Origin of the sequence: Nostoc sp. DedSLP04 (assembly GCF_034530775.1) — a bacterium.
In the GTDB taxonomy this organism is placed as follows: domain Bacteria; phylum Cyanobacteriota; class Cyanobacteriia; order Cyanobacteriales; family Nostocaceae; genus Nostoc.
The window spans coordinates 23,464-46,544 of sequence record NZ_JAVRCL010000019.1 but is presented as its reverse complement, the minus strand read 5'-3'; the positions used below and the strand labels follow the sequence as shown (position 1 = coordinate 46,544).

Annotated in this window: 3 protein-coding genes; all 3 read right to left on the bottom strand. The window is 42.2% G+C overall.

Annotated features, from left to right (window positions below; all coding sequences use genetic code 11):
- Positions 1 to 25: 25 nt before the first annotated feature.
- Genes RMX89_RS13245 through RMX89_RS13235 form a run of 3 tightly spaced genes read right to left on the bottom strand, consistent with a single transcriptional unit; the run spans position 26 to position 23,079 of the window.
- Complete coding sequence (locus RMX89_RS13245; protein ID WP_322689251.1) at positions 26 to 8,734, bottom strand: non-ribosomal peptide synthetase; 8,709 nt, start codon at positions 8,732 to 8,734, stop codon at positions 26 to 28.
- The gene (locus RMX89_RS13240) at positions 8,731 to 18,771 is read right to left on the bottom strand and encodes a non-ribosomal peptide synthetase (RefSeq protein WP_322689250.1); all 10,041 of its coding nucleotides are present in this window, start codon (positions 18,769 to 18,771) and stop codon (positions 8,731 to 8,733) included. Before RMX89_RS13240 ends, RMX89_RS13245 begins: the two co-directional genes overlap by 4 nt.
- 54 nt (positions 18,772 to 18,825) lie before the next feature.
- Positions 18,826 to 23,079, bottom strand: a complete 4,254-nt coding sequence (locus RMX89_RS13235) for a beta-ketoacyl synthase N-terminal-like domain-containing protein (protein WP_322689249.1) — start codon at positions 23,077 to 23,079, stop codon at positions 18,826 to 18,828.
- Positions 23,080 to 23,081 lie beyond the last annotated feature (2 nt).

Sequence of the window (23,081 nt, the reverse complement as noted above, 5' to 3'; positions counted from 1 at the left end):
TTAATATTGCCAAACTTGGGCAGGCTTATACCTCATCATCTGTAGCTTTCTGTGCTTGTTCAATACAAGCTTGCAAACGTTCTGCTAATATCTGAACGTGGGGCTGATTTATCATCGTTACATGATTGCCTGGAACAAAATGGACATCTACTGGTTCGTCAGAAAAATTTCCCCAGCCCCAAGTTAAATCCTGCAAAATTTCAGCAGGGACTTCACTATTAGACTCATCAACAGTAGCAGTTTCACTAGCACGTAAGAGGGTAATTCGGCTGGAATAAAACTGTTGTGGTACATAACTAACTAAGCAGTTATTTTTGAGAAATTGCACCTTATTATTAAGCTGCGTAATTTCATCATCGGGGGGCAGAAGATCGGCATCTTTTAGTCGTTCGAGAACATATTTCAGCTGATCTTCCCAAACCAAAGATTCAAGAGTATCGGTAGAAATATTCAAGTTCTTGGCGTAAACAACTTCGATCGCACGCGCAAATTCAAACAACCATTTACCGTTATCCCAATCAAAACCTATTGGGTTTTCCTGATAAAACGGTGCTTTGGTATCAAGAATGGCAATTAAAGCAACGTTATGACCTTTGTCAAGTAACTGCTGCGCTATTTCAAAAGCTAATTTACCGCCAAAAGAATGCCCTGCCAAAAAATACGGGCCCTGCGGTTGGATAGCTAAGAGTGCTTGAATATACTGGGTGGCTACATCCTCAACGGAGGTAATTGGTTCATCTCCTTTACAAAGAGCATCTGCTTGAAAACTGTAAAATGGTTGGTCTGAACCCAAACAACGGGCTAAGTTGTACAGGTAAAAGGGATCGCCAGCCGCCCCTGGAAGACAAAACAGAGGTGGTTTAGAACCGTGGGACTGAATTGCTACTAAGGGAGATTTAGTTAAGAAGTTGGAATCCGCTTGTATAACAGTCGCCAATTGTTCAACAGTGGGATTTTGGTATAAGCTGGCGATCGCAATATCCTTACCAAACTGCTGTTTAATTTGCGCCATTAAGTAAGGCGTTAAAAGCGAGTGACCACCAAGGTCAAAGAAGTTATCTTGTACTCCTACCCTGTCAACTTTTAAAATCCTTGACCAGATTTGTGTTAGTTGGAGTTCTACTTGGCTACGTGGCGCAACAAATTTGTCTGCGTCACTGCTGTCAGAAGGTGCTTGCAATGCACGCCGATCTACTTTACCGTTGGGTGTTAGGGGCAAGGAATCCAGAATAACTATTACTGGGATCATGTAAGCTGGCAGTTTTGCTTTTAAGAACTGACGCAGTTGGCTAAGTGTCGGTACACATTGTTCATGGGGTACTACATAGGCGACTAAACGTTTACTTCGGCTTCGCTCAGTACAAGTATCACCTGGGGTATCTTCCCGGACAATGGCGACAGTTGTTTGAATTTCTGGATGTTGATTGAGTACAGTTTCAATTTCTCCGGGTTCAACCCGAAATCCCCGAATTTTCACCTGATGGTCAATACGACCCAAAAATTCAATATTGCCATCTGGTAAATAACGGGCTAAATCCCCAGTTTTATACAAGAATTCAGAATGAGACAATTGGCCTTTTCTATCTCCTCTGCTTCGACGAAAGGGATTGGGGATAAATTTTTGCTTCGTTAATTCAGGACGGTTAAAGTAACCGTTAGCCAACCCAACGCCGCCTATGTACAGTTCACCAGTAACACCAATGGGGACAGGTTGGAAATTACTATCGACAATGTACATTTGTGTATTGTCAATAGGTTTTCCTATAGGCGGATAAGCAGGCCAAGTATTTGGTGTACCTGAGAAAGTAAAAGCTGTTACCACATGGGTTTCCGAAGGGCCGTAATGGTTATGAAGCGAACAATTTTCTAAATTATTAAATAAATTAACAATTGGTCGATTTACTTGCAGTTGTTCGCCAGTAGTGATAATTTCTGTGAGATTTTTGAACAAATGTTTTTGCTGTCCGTATACCTCTGCCAATTGCTGAAGCACAACAACTGGAAGAATCACCTTCTGTATAGGTTTGCTTGCCAGGAAGTGAATTAAACTGTCCAAATCCAAACGCACAGCTTCGGAAACTATAAATAGCGTTCCACCAGAACACCAAGTGGCGAACATTTCGTGAATGCTGGCATCAAAACTTAATGATGCAAATTGAAGAACTCCTACTCCTGTTTGTAGAGAAGCTAAATGCCATTGAATCAAATTAGTGATTGCTCGATTGGGCAAAGCTACACCTTTTGGTTTACCTGTAGAACCAGAGGTAAATATTACGTAAACTAAGTTACTAGCTTCTACATCAGTAACGAGATTTTCTTGGCTCCATTGAGAAATTACTGCCCAGTCAGTATCTAAACAAACAAGCTCTCCTTGATGTTCAGGTAGTTTGCTAATAAGTTGCTTTTGGGTAAGCAGTACCTTTACCTGGGTATCTTCGAGCATAAAGTGCAAACGCTCAATCGGATAGTCTGGGTCAAGTGGCACATAAGCACCACCAGCCTTCAGAATCCCCAAAAGCCCCACGACCATTTCTAATGAGCGTTCAACACACAATCCGACTAGCACATCTGGTTTCACGCCCAAGGACTTCAAGTAGTGTGCTAACTGATTTGCCCGACAATTCAATTCGTGGTAAGTAAGTTGTTGATTCTCAAACTCTACCGCTACTGCATCTGGAGTACGTTCTACTTGTTCCTCAAACAACTGATGGATACATTTATCAATTGGGTCATCCGTCTGAGTATCGTTCCATTCAGCTAATAACTGATGCTTTTCCTTCGGTGTTATCAGTGGCAATTGGGCGATTTGTTGCTGTGGGTTAGCTATAATTCCCTCAAGCAATGTTTGGAAATGACCTAACAAACGAGCGATCGCACCATCATCAAATCGGCTCGTATCATAGTTAATCTTCACCAATAATTGCTTACCAGGAGCAGCAATTACAGTTAGAGGATAATTGGTTTGTTCAATGCTGTGAATACTTTCAATAGAGAAACTATGATTGTGCGATTGTACTGCCTCATCCACAGGATAATTCTCGAAGACAACAATGCTCTCAAACAAAGGCGTTCCTCTAGAAACTTCGCTCCACCCTTGAATATCTACCAATAAATTATATGAGTATTGCTCAGACTCTACTTGTTGTGTTTGTAAATCCTTCAACAAAGTCAAGACTTGGGTATCATCTCCAACTTGAACTCGCACTGGCAAGGTGTTAATAAATATTCCTACCATTGACTCAATGCCGACAAGAGACGGCGGACGACCAGAAACAGTAGCACCAAAAACTACATCTTTTTCTTGGTTGTAGCGACTTAGTAGTAATGCCCAAGTCGCTTGCACTAAATTATTTATCGTTAGTTGATGCTGCCGTGCAAAAGTCTGTAGGGCAGCTGTCGCTTGCTCTGTCAGTTGGATTTGTTGTTCGCTGTAACTAGAATTTAACTGCTGTCGTTTTGACGATGGTTTATCAACTGTCAAAGAAGTAGGTGAGGTAAAACCTTGAAGTTTTTCTCTCCAGAATTGTTCAGCTTGGGTTAAATCTTGTTTCTGTAGCCAAGCAATATAGTTGCGGTAGTTTTGGGCTGGTTGAACGGCTACAGTTTCACCCTGAGAAATTGCTTGATAAAAATACAATAAGTCTTTGAAAACCAAAGGCATTGACCAGCCATCAAGCAATAAATGATGAGAACTCCAAACGAATTGATAACTATCTGCACTCAATTGAATCAGACCCAGGTACATCAGTGGTGCTTGATTCAGTTGGAAACCCTGTTGTCGCTGTGACTGTAAGAAAAGCTCTAATTGCTGTTGCTGCTCTTGGGTAGATAGCTGTTGCCAATCATGCCTGTTAAGGTTAATCTCCACCTGCCGATACACTACTTGAAGTGGCTGGGCTAATTGCTGCCAAACAAAAGCAGTCCGCAAGATGGAATGCCGTGCTACCACTTGCTGCCAAGCTTGCTCAAAAGCTGCTACGTTTAACTCACTTTTTAAAGTGAAACTTAACTGCTCAAAATATACTCCTGTGTTTGGAGCATACAAACTTTCAAATAGCATCCCCTGTTGCATAGGAGAAAGTGGGTAAATATCTTCAATATTTCTGGAGTTAGTCTTGTCTAAACTTGCTAACAGTTGGTCAAGTTCTAGCTGTTTGAGCTTGGTTAACGGGAAATCTGAAGGTGTATAACCTCCACTCTCACCAGATGAACAATGAGCAATTAACCCTTGCAATGTCTCAACAAATTCTTGCGCCAGACTTGCGATCGTGGTTTGCTGGTGAACATTCGTGCTATAAATCCACTCAATTTGCAACCGTTCTCCAGTAATAATGCTGTTAATGTCTAATAAATGAGCGCGGTTGTTCTGCAAACTTTGGCTGTGTCCCGCAGCTTCGCTAGCTGGCTGTATCCAAGAAGATGTATTGAGAAGTTGATCGAATTGACCTAAATAATTGAAACTGATTTCTGCGTGCGGTAATGCCTGTAGTTGAGCAGCGATTTCTACATCTTGACTTAGATAGCGTAATAAGCCATAGCCAATTCCTTTGTTGGAAATAACCCGTAGTTGTTCTTTGACAGACTTTAAGGCATCGGCAAGATTTCCTGTAGCTCCCAGTTCTAAAACTACAGGGAAAATGGTTGTAAACCAGCCAATAGTGCGTGATAAATCCACACCATCAATAATATCTTCCCGGCCATGACCTTCTAAGTTGAACAGAACAGAGTTAGAGTTAGTCCATCTGCTCAAAACCAGCACCAAGGCAGTTAGTAACACATCGTTAATCTGAGTGTTGTAAGCCTTCGGTACATCTTGTAGTAAGGCACGAGTTTGTGCCTCAGTTAACGAAACCGATACTGTACTGGCTCCTTCAACAGTGTTTGCTCTTTGTGTATAGTCTACTGGGATGGAAGGAACTGCGACACGAGATTCATTCAGCCAATAAGCCACTTCAGATTTGAGGACTTGTGACTGTGCATATTCGGTTAATTTATTAGACCAATCTTTGAAAGAAGTTGTTTTAGTAGGAAGTTTAATGGCTTTACCTTGAGCAAGTTGCTGGTAAGCTGTTTGCAAATCCTCTAACAAAATTCGCCAGGAAACGCCGTCAACTACCAAGTGGTGGATAACTATAAGTAATCGCGCTCTTTTGTCAATACCCAGATAGAAAAAGGCGACTTGCACTAGATTTTCTGACAGATTCAAACTCGCCTGGAAGGAAGCCGCTTTAGCTTCAATAGTTGTTTGTTGCTCGCTCTCTGGGAGTGCCGATAAGTCTATTTGAGAGAAAGCAACGCTATCAGTCACAGCAGAGTGAATTTGCTGCCAAGTAGAGTCAGACTGTATAAAACGTAAGCGCAAAGCATCATGATGTACTAGCAATTGCTGTAATACTTGCTTTAATAACTCTGGCTTGAGGTCAGATGGTACTGAAAGCAGAAATGCTTGATTAAAGTGGTGCGGCTGTGAGAGATTTTGCTCAAAGAAATAGTGTTGAATTGGCGTTAGAGGTAATGTCCCTGTGACTAATCCTTGTTCTATTTGAATAACACTCTCTACGTTTGCCACTGTTGCTAACTGGGCAATTGTTTGATGTGCAAATAATTGCTTGAGAGTCAGTTGCAATCCTGCTTGCTTTGCTCTACTGATGATTTGAATACTAAGAATAGAATCTCCGCCAAGTTCAAAGAAGTTATCATGAATGCCTACTCGTTCTACTCTCAGGACTTCTGCCCAAATCTGCGCTAGTATTTCCTCGATTTGATTGCGTGGGGCTACAAAACTGACTTCCAGTTCTCCACGAGAGTCTGGTGCAGGTAAAGCACGGCGGTTTACCTTACCATTTGGCAAAAGCGGTAGGGACTCCAGCATCACAAAAGCATGAGGAACCATGTAAGCAGGCAATTGCCCAGAGAGGAAGGAGCGCAACTGGTTAACTGTAGGTATCTGTTCTTGATGCGGTACTACATAGGCGACTAGGCGTTTATCACCTGGGGTATCTTCACGGGCAATGACACAACAAGCCTGTACATCATCATATTGGCTCAACCGTGCTTCGATTTCTCCTAACTCAATGCGGAAACCACGTATTTTTACTTGATTGTCAATTCGTCCTAAGTATTCGATATTACCGTTTGGTAAATAACGTCCTAAGTCTCCAGTTTTATATAATCTATTCCCTTCTGCCTCCTGCCTCCTGCCTCCTACCTTCTCAAACGGATTGGGAATGAATTTTTCTTTTGTCAACTCAGGGCGGTTGAGGTAGCCTCTTGCTAACCCAGCACCACTAATGTGCAGTTCTCCTGCTACACTAACGGGTACTGGTTGGAGATACTCGTCTAAGATGTAGATTTGCGTATTGGCTATTGGACAACCGATGGGAACAACTTGCCGCTCAATTCCTTGCTTGCAAGTCCAGAAGGTTGCATCAATACAAGCTTCCGTCGGCCCATAGAGATTATATAAGTTGACATCGAGATTACTTAACACTTTCGCTTGCAAAGCAACAGGTAAAGCTTCACCCCCGCAGAAGATTTGTTTGAGAGAGTGACAAGTTTCGAGTCCTCCTTGTTCTATGAGAATTTGTAACAAGGATGGTACAAATTGAACAGTAGTGACCTGCTCTTGGGCAATTAATTCTAATAGGTAAGAAGCGTCAGCATGACCTCCTGGTTGAGCTAATATCAGCTTTGCGCCTACTAACAAAGGAGCGTAAAATTCCCAAACTGAGGCATCAAAGCTAAAGGGAGTTTTCTGTAGCACTTTGTCTTTTTCAGTCAGGGGGAATGTTGTTTGCATCCAGAACATATGATTGCAAAGGTTGCGGTGCGAAAGCATCACTCCTTTAGGCTTTCCGGTAGAACCAGAGGTATAAATTACATAAGCCAAGTTAGTTGTTTGTACTTTCGTGATACCTACGGTAAGCTGCGCGATCGCATTATCTTGACTTGATTGTGAAATAAATTCCCACTCGGTATCTAAACATACAACCTGTGCTTGATGCTGGGGCAACTTTTCAACGACTTGCTGTTGCGTTAGCAGTACCTTAACTTGAGCATCTTCTAGCATAAAGCTCAAGCGTTCTTGGGGATAGTCTGGGTCAAGTGGCACATAAGCCCCTCCCGCTTTGAGAATACCCAGTAGTCCCACGACCATTTCTAAAGAACGCTCTACACAAATACCCACCAGTGTATCTGCTGTTACACCCAAAGACTGCAAGTAATGTGCCAACTGGTTAGCGCGACAATTCAATTGCTGGTAAGTCAGTTGTTGATTGTCAAAGATAACTGCTACAGCATTGGGGGTACGCTCTACTTGCTCCTCAAACAACTGATGGATACACTTATCAAAAGGATAATCTGCCTGAGTATCGTTCCATTCAACTAATAATTGCTGTTGCTCAACTTGTGACAACAAAGGTAATTGCGAAATTCGCTCCTTGGGATTAGCTACAATCCCTGAAAGCAAATTCACAAAATGCCCAGTTATCCGCTCGATTGTGCTGGCATCAAACAAGTCAGTGCTATACTCCCAAACACCCACTAATCCAGCACGAGAGTTGTGCATTGATAAACTCAAGTCAAACTTAGTAGTTGTGCTTTGTGCTGGTAAAGAACTGATAGTTAAGCCTGCAAGCTCTAATTCCGACATTGGCGCATTTTGGAGTGCAAACATCACTTGGAACAGTGGTGTATGACTGAGATTCCGTTCTGGCTGCAATGCTTCAACTAACATTTCAAAAGGCAAATCCTGATGATTATATGCTCCTAGAGCTATTTCCCGAACGCGTCCAAGTAATTCGCTAAAAGTGGGGTTGTCTGCCAAGCTGGTACGCATGACTAAGGTATTGACAAAAAAGCCAATTAACCCTTCTATTTCAGAGCGATCGCGGTTGGCGATCGGTGTTCCGACCAAAATATCTGATTGTCCCGTGTAGCGGTAAAGTAGGATATCAAAGGCTGTTAACAGAGTCATAAAGAGAGTACAACCTCTCTCCTGGCTGAGTTTTGCTAATCTATTAGTCAACTCAACTGAGAGTGTAAATTCTTGAGTTGTGCCTGTGAAAGTCTGCACAGCAGGTCTTGGTCGGTCTGTGGGTAACGGCAATAAAGCTGGTGCATCTTTTAGTTGTTGTTGCCAGTAATTCAGTTGAGTTTGCAGTACATCCCCTTGCAACCAATCTTTCTGCCATAAGGCGAAATCTGCGTACTGAATCGGTAGAGGTGCTAAAGGTGACGGCTGACCTTGAGAATAAGCCTTATACAGTGTTGCTAGTTCAGAGACAAACACACCCATTGACCAGCCATCAGAAACCACATGGTGCATACACACTAACAAGATGTGTTCTGTCTGGGACAGGACTACTAATGTTGCTCTGATTAATGCTCCCTTTGCTAAATCAAACGGTTGAATAGCTTGTTGTTGCACCAATTTCTGTGTAGCAATTTCTTGTTCGCTTGGTGATAGATTTTGCCACTCAAGAACTGAGACTTTCCAATTCGTTTGTGTGTGAATGATTTGTATTGGTTGTTCATCAACAGTTACGAAGTTGGTGCGTAACGCTTCATGGCGATCGATAATTTCTTGTAAGCTTTGTTCTAAGGCAGCCCGATTGAGATTTCCGGCTAGACGCAAAGCTAAGGGGATGTTGTATGTAGAACTGTTCGGCTCTAACTGGTCTAAAAACCACAAACGCTGTTGAGCATAAGATAGGGGTAATTCTTCAGTAATCATCTCTTGCTCCTTGGTAGAATGCGTGGAACAGTTAAGTCTAAGTTTTGTTGCTGTAACTTCCCGATAGATTGCGCTAGTTCAGCTATGGTTGCAACATTGAACAATTCGCTTAAAGAGAGTTGGACTTTAAAGCGATCGCGGATGCGTGAAACTAGTTGAGTTGCAAGTAGCGAGTGTCCGCCAAGTTCAAAGAAGTTATCATGAATTCCTACTTGCTCTAATCCCAGCACTTGTGACCACATTTGTACCAGTGTTTCTTCTATTGGTGTGCGCGGGGCAACATATTTATCTGAAATTTCGCTTTGTAAATCCGGTATGGGCAAAGCACGGCGATCTACCTTGCCGTTAGGAGTTAGCGGCAATGACTCCAAGATGACAACAGCATTTGGCATCATGTAGTCTGGTAATTTTGTTTTCAAGAATTGCCGCAGTTCGCTGCCTAAAGTGGGTGTACAGTCCTGATGCGCTACCACATAGGCAACTAAGCGTTTACTTCGGCTTACCTCGGCTCCGCTCGGCACAAGTCGCTCAGTACAAGTATCACCAGGGATATCTTCACGGAGGATGACGCAAGATGCTTGCACATCACCATGTTGGTTCAGGACTGTTTCGATTTCTGACAATTCGATGCGGAAACCGCGCATTTTTACTTGGTTGTCAATACGTCCCAAGTATTCAATATTGCCATCAGGTAAATAGCGTGCTTTATCGCCAGTTTTGTAGAGGCACGAATAGGAGTCAGAACTAAAAGGGTTGGGAATAAATTTCTGTTGTGTTAACTCTGGTCGGTTAAGATATTCCCTTGCTTGACCATCACCTCCAATATAAATTTCTCCTGGTACACCAACGCCCACGGGCTGTAGTTGGGAATTTAACAAATAGATTTGCGTGTTGGAAATTGGTTGACCGATGGGAATAGTTTTAGCGTTTTCGGGTACATCCTGCACCAAATACCAAGAAGTAAATGTTGTATTCTCTGTTGGCCCATAAACGTGGAGTAGTCGCTGCGGCGCACCATTTTTCAATACTTCTTTGACCCATTTCGGCTCGACAGCTTCACCGCCGAATAGAAGATGCCGTAGTGAATGGAAAGCACAAGGCACTTCTTGAGCAATTTGATTGAACAAGGCAGTTGTCAAAAATAACACGCTGATACCTTGTGCTTGAATAAAGGTTGCAAAGTCTTGTGGCGAAAGTGCCAAATCTTTGCTCACCCCCACCAATCGCGCTCCGTTAAGTAGTGCGCCCCAAATTTCAAAAGTAGCAGCATCGAAGGCGTAATTTGAGGCTTGTGCAATTACATCTTGAGCAGAAATGCTCACATAGTTGGTTTGTTTGACTAATCGAACTACACCTCGATGGAGAACGCTAACACCTTTGGGTTGACCTGTAGAACCGCTTGTGTACATTACATAAGCTAAGTTATCAGCTTTGACGTTGTTAGTTGGGTTCTGTTGTGTTTGTTGACTGATGATATCCCAGTGTGAGTCTAAGCAAACTACATTAGCTTGGCTGCCTAACTTACCAACTAGCTTTTCTTGAGTCAATACGACTGATAGCTGAGTGTCTTCGAGCATGAAGTTTAATCGCTCTTGGGGATATTCTGGATCGAGTGGCACATAAGCACCACCCGCCTTGAGAATTCCCAACATTGACACCACCATTTCTAATGAACGTTCAACGCACAACCCAACCAATACTTCTGGTTTAATCCCAAGAGTTTGGAGATAATGAGCAAGTTGATTTGCTCTGGCGTTTAACTCGGCATAAGTCAGCTGTCGATCCCCAAATATCACCGCCGTTGCATTGGGTGTTTGTTCTACTTGTGCTTCAAACAACTGGTGAATACATTTATCTGCGGGATACTCTACTGCTGTTTTGTTCCACTCCACTAAAAGTTGATGACGCTCCTCTGAAGACACAAGAGAGTGCAACTCATAGCGTCCTTGTGGCTCCTTCGCCATTGCCGCTAGAACTCTCAGATAATAATCACTAATCCTGTTAACTTGTTCGGTGGATAACTCACAGGAATCGTACTTTAAATTCAGTGTTATGTCAGAAGAGTTGGGACTGACGCTGAATTGAGCTAAGAAAGTAAAGTTTGTTTGTTCAAAAAACTTTCCACCTAGCAGCTGTAAATTATCGATTTCCAGTAGCTGTTCGTAGACATGAAAATGAGTGAAATTAAACGCTGTCTCAAACAAAGGTTCACCGCCCAAACTCCTCTGTATTTCCGCCAAAGGATAGCGACGGTGTGGCAACATTTCTCGTTCTGCTGCAAACACTTGTTGCACCAAGTCTATCCAAGTGCCTCCAGCAAATTGCAGGCGGAAGGGCAATGTATTCAGGAATAGTCCCAGAACTCGCTCACCATCATTTTGTTCAGGTCGTCCGTTAGCGGCTACCCCCGTTATTACATCTTCTTCACCACTGAGGAAATTTAATACTCGCAGATGGGCAGCCAAAAGCACACTCTTGAGTGTAGCTTCTGCGGAATGAGCCAGCTGTTTTAAGCCAGCAAAAATCTCAGGAGCTAGATTTACCTCTTGCACACTAAGTTCTGTAACATTGGTATGTTTTGGTACAGAAGACCAGCGAGGTAATTTGCTGAAAGTGCTGTCATTTAACTTTTCACTCCAGTATCGCTGAGTTTCTGGTGAAGCGATCGCTTGTTGCTCTAAAGCTACAAAATCCCGGAACGCAATACTAAATGGCGATACATAATCTACTGATTCGCCTAAAAGTGACAAGTAACGTTTAAAAAACTCACTCATCATTGAAGCAACACTCCACCCATCAAGAATGGCATGGTGAAAGCTCAAAGACAAATTAAATGTTTCCGGTGTGCGCTGATGCACAAAGAAACGCAATAGAGGAGGATGAGTCCAATCAAAATGACGTTTCTTTTCAGCTTCAAACCAATTAGCTAAGGCAACTTCATGCTGAGAACGATCCAAATGACACCAATCTTCTACCTGCAAGGGAATCTCAATTTGCTGATGAACCAGTTGCAACGGAATACTAAATTTACTAAGCTCAAACGAAGTCCGCAGTACAGGGTGATGATTGATTAAATCTTGAATAGCAACTTGTAAAAGTTGAACATCAAACGGGGTTTTGAGATGGAAACTGAAAATGTCGTGATATGTACTATCTTGGCTGTACTCACTATGGTAAACCATTCCCATTTGCAGTATAGCCAGAGGATAGGCATCCTCTACACCGTCGGGTAAATGTTCTTTGTCTGTTTCAGAAATGAGACTGAATGGTTGAGTTAATTCTAATTTTGTAGCGTCATTCTTTTGTGTTTTTAGTTCTTGAACTAGCTCGTGAATCGTCTGATATTGGAATAGCTGTTGCACAGAGAGATTCAAACCTTGTTCTTTAGCTTGAGATAGCACTTGAATGCTACGGATAGAATCTCCACCTAAAGCAAAGAAGTTATCATGAATACCCACCTGCTCAACACCAAGAACATTAGCCCAGATAGTGGCTAATATTTTTTCTTCTCTTGTGCTAGGCGTAACAAAAACATCTTCTAATTCTGGTCTTGCAGTGTCAGGTACAGGTAAAGCGCGACGGTCTATCTTACCATTTGCTGTCAGTGGGAGAGCTTCTAACTGTACAAAAGCACTTGGAACCATGTAGCTTGGCAGTTGCTTGCTGAGGAAGCGACGCAGTTCTTGGATTGTCAGAGATTGCCCCACCTGCGGCACTACGTAAGCCACTAAACGTTTGTTACCCGGTTCATCCTCTTGCACCACCACCACACTTTCCCAAACATCTGGGTGAGCAGCTAATAATGCTTCAATTTCTCCCAACTCAATGCGGAAACCACGAATCTTGACTTGATTATCAATTCGCCCCAAATATTCTAAATCGCCATTGGGCAAATACCGTGCCAAGTCCCCTGTTTTATATAGTCGCGCTTTGTCGTAGTTGCTAAAAGGATGAGAAATAAAGCGTTCTGCTGTCAGTTCTGGACGATTCAGATAACCGCGCGCCACCCCAGCACCACCAACGTACATCTCACCAGGAACGCCAATTGGTACTGGCTGTTTATATTCGTCCAGCACATACACCTTGAGGTCAGGTATCGGACGACCTATAATACTGGCTGTGTGATTTAAATCTTCCTTGCTCAATGGACGATAAGTGACGTGTACAGTAGTTTCCGTAATCCCGTACATATTCACTAATTGGGGTGAGGTGTCGCCATGTCGCTCAAACCAAGGCTGTAAGCTCTTGATTTCTAAGGCTTCTCCACCGAAAATTACCAAGCGTAAGTTTAAATCACTAGTGGTTAAACCTGACTGTTCAGCTTGAATTAATTGGCGGAAGGCGGAAGGTGTTTGATTGAGAATTGTGACTTGCTCTTGAGCTAATAACTGATAGAAGGATTCGGGCGATCGCGTCACTAAATACGGAACTACTACCAGCCGTCCACCATACAGCAATGCGCCCCAAATTTCCCACACGGAAAAGTCAAATGCATAAGAGTGGAACATTGTCCACACATCATCTTGACTAAAGTGATACCAAGAATCCGTGGCTGCAAACAGACGAACTACATTTGAGTGGTTGACTAAAGTGCCTTTTGGTTGACCTGTTGAGCCTGATGTGTAGATGACATAAGCTAAGTTATCAGTTGTAGAGCCACTAACTGGATTGTCTTCACTTTCTGTAGATATTTCTTCCCAGTCTCGATCTAAGCAGAATACACGGGCGGTATGTTCCGGTAAGCTAGTGAGCAATTTCTTTTGAGTCAACAGTATCTGCACCTGTGAATCATTGAGCATATATGCCAAACGGTCAGTAGGATAGTCTCGGTCAAGTGGCACATAAGCCCCGCCTGCTTTGAGAATTCCCAAGAGTCCCACAAGCATTTCTAAAGAGCGTTCTACACACAACCCAACCAGGGTATCTGCTTCCACACCCAATGAGCGCAAGTAATGAGCCAACTGGTTAGCGCGACAATTCAACTGGTGATAGGTGAGTTGTTGATTTTCAAATACAACTGCTACTGCATTTGGGGTACACTCAACCTGTTCTTCAAACAACTCATAGATACACTTATCTTGAGAATAATCCGCCTGAGTATCGTTCCACTCTACTAATAACTGTTGTTGCTCAGGTTGTGTCAGCAGTGATAATTGAGAAATGCGCTCAGTAGGGTTAGAAACGATACTTTCCAGTAAGGTTACAAAATGCCCACTCATTCGCTCAATTGTGCTGGCATCAAATAAGTCAGTACTATACTCCCATACACCCACCATTCCAGTACTTGTACTGAGCGTAGTCGAAATAGGAGTGTTCTGCATTAATAAAGACAAATCAAACTTAGCTGTTGCGCTTTCTGCAATCAATGGGGTGACACTTAACCCAGTCAACTCGACTTCAGACATAGGCGCATTCTGGAGTGCAAACATCACTTGGAACAGTGGTGTATAGCTGAGGTCTCTTTGTGGCTGCAATGCCTCAACTAGCATTTCAAAAGGCAAATTCTGATGAGCATAAGCATCCATTGCCATTTCTCGAACACGAGTGAGCAATTCGCTAAAGCTGGGATTATCTGCCAAGTTACTACGCATCACTAAAGTGTTGACAAAAAAGCCAATTAACCCTTCTGTCTCACTGCGATCGCGGTTTGCAATAGGAGACCCTACTAAAATGTCTGCTACACCTGTGTAGCGATAAAGTAAAGTATCATAAGCTGCCAAGAGCGTCATGAACAAAGTTACTCCTTGCTCCTGACTCAGTTTTGTCAGCCGATTAGTTAACTCAACTGACAGTGCAAACTCTTGATATGCGCCAGCGAAAGTCTGCACCGCAGGTCTAGGCCGGTCTGTAGGTAGGGACAATAAAGCTGGTGCATCTTTGAGTTGTTGTTGCCAGTAACTTAGTTGGCTTTGCAGGACATCTCCTTGTAACCAGTTTCTTTGCCATAAGGCAAAATCTGCATACTGAATCGGCAGTGGTGTTAAAGGTGACGGCTGACCTTGAGAATAAGCACTGTACAGTGCTGCTAATTCTTGGATAAACACACCTATTGACCAAGCATCAGACACCACATGGTGCATACACACTAACAAAATGTGTTCTGTCTCGGACAGCACTACTAATGTCGCCCGGAGTAATGCAACACTTGCCAGTTCAAAAGGCTGAATAGCCTGTTGTTGTATTAATTGCTGTGTGGCTATTTCTTGTTCGCCTGGTGGCAGATATTGCCACTCAAGAACTGAGAGCGTCCAATTCGTTTGTGTTTGAATGATTTGAGAAGGTTTTCCATTAACAGTGACGAAATTGGTGCGTAAGGCTTCGTGACGATGAATAATTTCTTGTAAGCTTTGTTCTAAGGCTGCTTGATTGACATTTCCCACTAGACGCAAAGCTATAGGCAAGTTGTATAAGGCACTGTTCGGCTCTAATTGGTCTAAAAACCATAGACGCTGTTGAGCATAAGACAGTGGTAAGTCTGAATTATTTGCTCTTGGCAAGATAGGCGGCGCAGAGAGTTCTATCTCTTGTACTGAGCGACTTGTACCGAGCATCTCGACTTCGCTCGATGGAGCCGGAGTCGAGGTAAGTCGAAGTATTTGTTGCTGTAACTGCTCAATTGCCTGTGCTAATTCGGCAACTGTTGCTTTGGCAAACAACTCACGCAATGGTAGTTCTACTTTGAAAATGTTACGAATGCGTGAAACTAGTTGCGTTGCTAGTAGCGAGTGTCCCCCAAGTTCAAAGAAGTTATCATAAACTCCTACTTGCTCCACTTTCAGCACTTGCGCCCAAATTTGTGCCAGTAGTTCTTCAATCGGAGTGCGTGGGGCTACGAATTTGTCTGAATTACTGCTGTCTACATCAGGTGCAGGTAAAGCACGGCGATCTACTTTACCACTAGGAGTCAGTGGCAAGGAATCCAACATCACAAAAGCATTAGGTACCATGTACTCTGGCAGCTTTGCTTTCAGGAATTGCCGCAGTTCGCTGATTGCCAATGTACAGTTCTGATGTGCTACCACGTAGGCAACTAAGCGTTTACTTCGGCTTCGCTCAGTACAAGTATCACCTGGAGTATCTTCGCGGACGATCGCACAAGATGCTTGCACATCACCATATTGGCTCAGTACTGCTTCAACCTCGCCTAACTCAATGCGGAAGCCTCGGATCTTAACCTGATTATCAATGCGTCCCAGATATTCGATGTTGCCATCTGGTAAATAGCGTGCTAAGTCCCCAGTTTTATATAATCTACTCCCTACTGCCTTCTCAAAGGGATTGGAGATAAATTTTTCTTGTGTTAACTCCCTTCGATTAAGGTAGCCCCGCGCCAAAGAGACACCACCAATGTACAATTCTCCCGGTATACCAACGGGTACAGGCTGTAGACACTTATCTAAAATGTAAATTTGTGTATTCGCGATCGGTCGTCCAATCGGAGGAAGTAACGGCCAATTCTCTATTGGATTAGCCAAAGTAAAAGTGCTGATTACATGGCTCTCTGATGGCCCGTAATGATTGTGCAAAGTACAATCGGTTAGTTTGGCCAACCACCCAGAAATAGCGGGAGTAATCTGCAACTGCTCCCCAGCAGTAATAATTTCCCTTAGATGACTATTAACTAATTCACTATCAACAGCGACTTCAGCTAATTGCTGTAAAGCAACAAAGGGAACAAACAGTCTCTCAACAGATTTTTGTTGGAGAAAACCTAACAAAGCTACTGGATCTCGGCGCAACTCCTCCGTAATTAAGAACAATGTGCCTCCCGAAAACCAGGTAGTGAATATTTCTTGGAAGGAGACATCAAAGCTAATAGGAGCAAATTGCAGCGTTTTTGCTCCAGTAGAAATTGTAGTATTTTGCAGTTGCCACAGAATCAAATTGCAAAGAGCAAGCTGATTCAGAGCTACACCTTTAGGTTGACCTGTAGAACCAGAGGTATAAATTACATATGCTAAATTAGTTGCTTGTACGCCAGGGATGAAATTATCCTGACCAGACTGGGAAATTTGTTGCCAGTCAGTATCTAAGCAGACCTTGTACTGAGCGAAGTCGAAGTGAAGTTTTGCTTGATGCTGAGGTAGTCTCTCCTGGAGTGATTGCTGGGTCAACAACACTGAAACTTGAGCATCTTCTAACATGAAACTCAGGCGTTCAGTTGGATACTCTGGATCAAGTGGCACATAAGCCCCACCTGCCTTGAGAATCCCTAACAGTCCCACGACCATTTCTAAGGAACGTTCCACACACAACCCGACCAATACATCGGCTTTCACTCCCAAAGACTTCAGGTAGTGCGCCAACTGATTTGCACGGTAATTTAATTGGTGGTAAGTCAGTTGTTGATTGCCAAACTCCACCGCTACAGCATTGGGTGTGCGCTTAACCTGCTCCTCAAACAACTGATGGATAGATTTATCTTTGGGATATTCAGTTTGAGTATCGTTCCATTCGACAAGTAACTGTCGTTGTTGTGCTTGTGTCAGTAGAGGCAATTGGGAAATTTGCTGTTGTGGATTAGTAACAATGCTTTCGAGCAAGGTCACAAAATGACCCGCCATCCGCTCTATGGTGGGCGCATCAAACAAGTCTGTGTTGTATTGCCACACAGTTGCCAGCCCAGAGTTAGTATTTTTAATGAATAAAGTCAAATCAAACTTGGCAATTGTTCTTTCTGTCGCTAACGGACTGACAGTTAACCCAGTAAACTCTACTTCAGACATGGGAGCATTTTCGAGAACAAACATCACCTGAAACAGTGGTGTATGGCTGAGGTCTCGCTGTGGCTGCAATGCTTTTACCAACTCTTCAAAGGGCAGGTCTGGATGAGCAGAAGTTAAAAGTGTCAGTTGCCGCACTCGGTTCAGTAACTGTTGAAAAGTGGGGTTGTCTGACAAATCGGTACGTAATACTAAAGTGTTGACAAGAAAGCCAATTAACCCTTCAAGTTCGGTGCGATCGCGTTTAGCAATGGGTGTGCCTACTAAAATGTCATCGGAGCCTGTATAGCGATAAAGCAAGGTAGCAAATGCTGCGAACAGCGTCATGAACAGAGTAGCTCCCTCTTGCCTGGTGAAATTAGCAACTGCTTGACTCAGTTGATTTGAAAGTTCAACACTGTAGAGTGCGCCTCGGAAAGTTTGAATAGCTGGTCTTGGTCTGTCTGTGGGTAATTCTAGTAAGGTAGGAGCGTTTTTAAGTTGTTGTTTCCAATAGTCAAGCTGTGTTTCGAGTATTTCTGCTTGTAACCACTGCCGTTGCCAAATAGCAAAGTCGGCATACTGAATTGGTAGCTCAGGTAACTCTGGAGATAAGTTATTGCTAAGGGCTGAGTAAATGGTTGCTAATTCCCGCATTATCACACCCATTGACCAACCATCAAAAACAATATGGTGTATTGTGATTAGCAAGACGTGTTCTACCTCTGTGAGTTTAAGCACAGAAGCTCGAATTAAAGGAGAATTAGCAAGGGCAAAGGGTCGAGTTGTTTCTGCTGTGGCTAATTGCTGACAAGCGATCGCTTTTTCACTTTTAGGTAAATCTGTTAAATCTATAATTGGCAGACTTAAGATTAAGCTGTCAGCAATTACTTGGACTGGCTGCTCGTTGATGGTGTCGAAGTTGGTACGTAATGCTTCGTGGCGAGAGATAATTTTGTTGAGACTTTGCTCTAGTGCTATGACGTTCAACTGACCGTGCAGTTTTAGAGCTGCTTGTTCGTTGTAGAAGGGGTTATCTGGTTCCAACTGGTTCAATAACCAGATTTGTTCTTGGCCAAAAGACAGAGGTAAATTCTGAGGACGATCGACTTTGATCGGGGATAAATCTGTGTTAGTAGCGATACCTCCAGTGAACTTTACTAACTCATTTTTCTGGTGCAGCAACGAAACAAGTTCTGCTTTACGGTTAACCAGTAAATTACGAGTGTCTGGTGTCAATACTCCTTTGGGGGCATTAACACGCAACTGCTCGCTCTCAACCCACAACTTCACACCCTGCTTAGTCAGATCGGCTACCAATTCTTCGATATTCACAGAAACTTACCTCCACGTCACCTAATTGGTAATTATTAATTAAAATTTATTTAATCAAATTGCTATTTCTTCTCTATCAATTGCATCTAAATTAATATCTGATTCTGGTTCTTTCTCCAACTTTGGTGCTATTTCAGCTATAGTAGGAAATTCAAACAGATTTGTTACAGTTAATTGAATAGAAAAAGTATTTCGTAATCTAGATACAACTTGAACCGCTATTAAAGAATCTCCTCCTAATTGAAAAAAGTTATCATGGATTCCTATTTGTTTAATTCCCAAAAATTCTTGCCAAACAATGGCAATTTTTTGCTCAATTTCATTACGAGGAGCTACATAAGCATTGGGTAAATCAGGTCTTGAATAAAGTGTAGATAATTCTTCTTGCTGAAAAACATTCGGATTTATTTGTAATGAAATCTCTGCTTCCAAGCCAGTTTCTTTTTGCTTATAAATTTGGCTAAATGCAGCTGATGCAGAAGCTTGAGCCATAATAATTTTATGCTCAAATGCTTCATTTTCAGGAAAAGCGGCAACTTGAACAAAATCTTGAGCGTGTAATGCGTCAAACCATTGGTCTTTAATGATAAAAGGCTGACCTGGGCTGCGTCTTGTATCATTTAAAGGTTTTAATAGCAGACCCCAACTAATATCAAAATCTATTTTCGGTTGAGTAATTTCCCACAGTAAGAGGAAGCCGCTAGGAGCTAATAAAGACCGGACATGGTGGAGTGTTTGATCTATGTTTTGAGTTGCGTGCAAAACATTAGAAGCTATAACTATATCAAAGCTATGCTTCTCAAATCCTTGCTCAGTTGGTGACTTGTCTATATCTAATAACTTATATTCAACAAATGAATATTCCTTAAACTTCTGTTGTGCTTGAGTCAGAAAGGCACTACCAATATCAGTAAAAGTATAGTTGGTTTGTTGGAATGGCAACACAGGTAATAAAGCTTGTGTAGACATACCAGTACCTGCACCGATTTCTAGCACTCTCAGATGAATCGATGGTGGCAATAATTTGACTACCTGTTCTAAGCTTGAGCGCAAGATAGAGTTGTAGTAATTCATTAAGGCAGATTCTGTATCTGAACCTTTATGTTCTTTTTGGTAAACCAGTTCATTGAAAATTTCTAATGGTTCTTGTTCACCAACAACAATAGCAGCTAAATTTTCACCACAGCGTTGCACTAAATCTAAATCTACTAAAGATGAATCAGAAAACCTCACTCTGACTTCTTCTAAATATTCATCAATATCATTTTGTGAACATGGCACTAGCCCAACAAATAATTCCTCTTGTTGCTGTAGTTGTCCTTGTTCTACTAATATTTGTAACCATCTACAGAACAATTGTTGATAGCGGGAAGAAATATGGTATTGCGTTAACAAATTCTCCAAAAAATATTTTTCTTCGGGATTACTAAAAGCCCGTAATTGCTGCAATGCATAATTTATGTAGGCTGTACATAAACTATCTAACCACTGTTTGTTTCCTTGATAGGTTAACTCGTTAAATTCTGCATTGTTCACACTTGCTTGTTTTTGACCCGCTTGTGTAAGCGACGTCCACAATTGCGATGTTGTGGGTATTTGCAACTTTCCCCAAGATGCTTTTTGTGGAGGGTCAATCCAATAACGTTGGCGTTCAAAGGGATAAGTTGGTAAGGGAAGACGATAATATTCATCATGACTATAAAATCCAAACCAATCTACTTTGACACCAGTCAACCAGAGTTGACCTAATGTGGTCAATAAAACATGACTATCAGATTGCTTTTCTTGGGGATGACGTACCGAAGTTAAGACCGTTTGTGTGTCTGCTTTGTCTGGATGTCTTTTAACTAATGTAGTTAGTGCGTGTCCTGGCCCTACCTCTAGTAAGACCTGCTCTGGTGTTGGTAATAATTTCTCTACACCAGAGGCAAACAGCACTGTGGAACGCAGATGTTGAGCATAATAGTCAGGATTTGTGGCTTGACTGACTTTAATCCAAGTACCAGTCAGGTTAGAGATATAAGGAAGTTTTGGTGGATTTAAAGTAACTTTTTTGACTCGCTCTGCAAATGCCTCTAAGATTGGTTCCATCATTTGCGAATGGAAGGCATGGTTCGTATGCAGACGACGGCATTCAATCCCTTGAGTAGCAAGCTGACTTTGTAGTGCTTCGATTTCTGGTATGGAACCGGAAACTACACATTGCAAGGGTTGATTAATTGCTGCTAGAGAAAGTTCTGTCCCTAATAGGGATTTTACCTTGTCTGCGGGCAGGGGAATTGAAAGCATTGCCCCAGTGGGTAGTTGCTGCATCATCTGTCCGCGTGCTGCTACCAAAGATAAGGCATCTTCTAGGGAAAAAACTTCTGCTAGAGTGGCTGCTACATATTCGCCAATACTATGACCGATCGCAGCTTGTGGTTCCACTCCATAAGACTGCCATAATTTAGCTAGGGCGTATTCAATTACAAAAATAGCAGGTTGAGCAATTCCTGTTTGTTGAAGTTGCTTGGATGCTTCATCAAGCTTTTCTTCACTAGGATAAATAATATGACGTAAATCCAGCCCTAGTAAAGGTTTAAGAATTTCTGAGCAATAATCAACTTGTTCTCTAAACACTATCTCAGTTTCATAAATTTCCCGCGCCATGTTGACGTACTGAGAACCTTGTCCGGGAAACATAAAAGCAACAGGCCGTTCTGTAATTTCTGTGTAATTAGTAAAAACTTGTTTTGGATCTAAACTACTGAGAGCTTTAACAGCATCTTCTAAATCGTGACAAATTAACATCCGTCGATAATTAAAACCCCGGCGACCACTATTTAGGGTATAAGCGACATCACTTAAGTTAAGTTCAGGATGCTCTTTTAAATGCTCAATTAAATTAGCTGTCGTCTTCTCAAGCGCACTTGCAGTCTTAGCCGATAAACACAACAATAAATATTTATTTTTGAATTTTGAATTTTGAATTTTGAATTGAGTTGCTTCTTCTAAAATCACATGAGCATTAGTCCCTCCCATACCAAAAGAACTAACCCCAGCACGGCGAGGAGTGTTATTTGTTTTCCATTCAGTCAAGGTTGTATTGACATAAAAAGGACTGTTGGCAAAATCAATTTTGGGATTAGGTGTCTGGTAGTGCAAACTAGGAGGCAGCATTTTATATTGCAGTGCTAATACAGTTTTAATTAAACCTGCGACACCTGCTGCTGTATCCAAATGTCCAAAGTTAGTTTTTACCGAACCAATAGCGCAGAAACCTTTTTTATCTGTAGTTTGATTAAAAGCTTGAGTTAAAGCGGCAATTTCTATCGGATCTCCTAAAGGTGTAGCTGTACCATGAGCTTCGATGTAGGAAATTGTTTCGGCATCTACATCTGCTATAGCTTGAGCTTCTCCAATGACTGCTGCTTGACCACTGGCACTAGGCGCAGTGTAGCCAACTTTCATTGCACCATCATTATTGATGGCTGAACCTTTAATAATTGCATGGATGTGGTCGCGATCGCTTATTGCATCCTTTAATCTTTTCAACACCACAATACCAGCACCGCTACCAGCAATTGTCCCTTGTGCCCTAGCATCAAAAGCACGGCAGTGTCCATCGGGAGAAAGAATCATCTCCGGTTGATGCAAATAACCTGTTTTTTGAGGAATGCTGATAGAAACTCCACCAGCTAAAGCTATGTCACATTCACCATTTAAGAGACTTTGACAAGCAAAGTGAACTGCAACCAAAGAAGTAGAACAGGCTGTTTGCACATTTACTGCGGGGCCAGTCAAGTTGAGTTTATATGCAACTCGTGTCGGTACAAAATCTTTATCGTTAGAGATTCCCAGTTGTAGAGGGTCAATTGTTTCTAATAATTGATGATGAGGAATGAGATTATTGAGCAAATACCTACTCATCCCCACACCACCATAAACCCCAATTAAACCATTGTAAGTTTCTGGGTCATAACCAGCTTTTTCTACAGCTTCCCAAGCTAATTCTAAAAATAAGCGTTGTTGTGGGTCTATTAACTCAGCTTCTTTTGCACTATAAGTAAAGAAATTTGCATCAAACAAATCAATATCTGATATAAAAGCACTAGCTTTTACATAATTTGGGTTATTTAGTAAATCTAGAGAAACGCCAGAATTTATTAATTCTTCATTAGTTAGCGAGGAGATAGACTCTACTCCATCACGTAGATTTTGCCAAAATGACTCGATATCTTTTGCGCCTGGAAATCTACCGGAAACAGCAATTATAGCTATTTCCGAATCATTAAATTCATTATTTTTATGAACTGAATTTATTGTCATTT

Bases quoted from the DNA above. Each gene is read 5' to 3' on its own strand.
- RMX89_RS13245 (WP_322689251.1), bottom strand. From the start codon at position 8,734: ATGATTACTGAAGAATTACCCCTATCTTATGCTCAACAGCGTTTGTGG.
- RMX89_RS13235 (WP_322689249.1), bottom strand. From the start codon at position 23,079: ATGACAATAAATTCAGTTCATAAAAATAATGAATTTAATGATTCGGAA.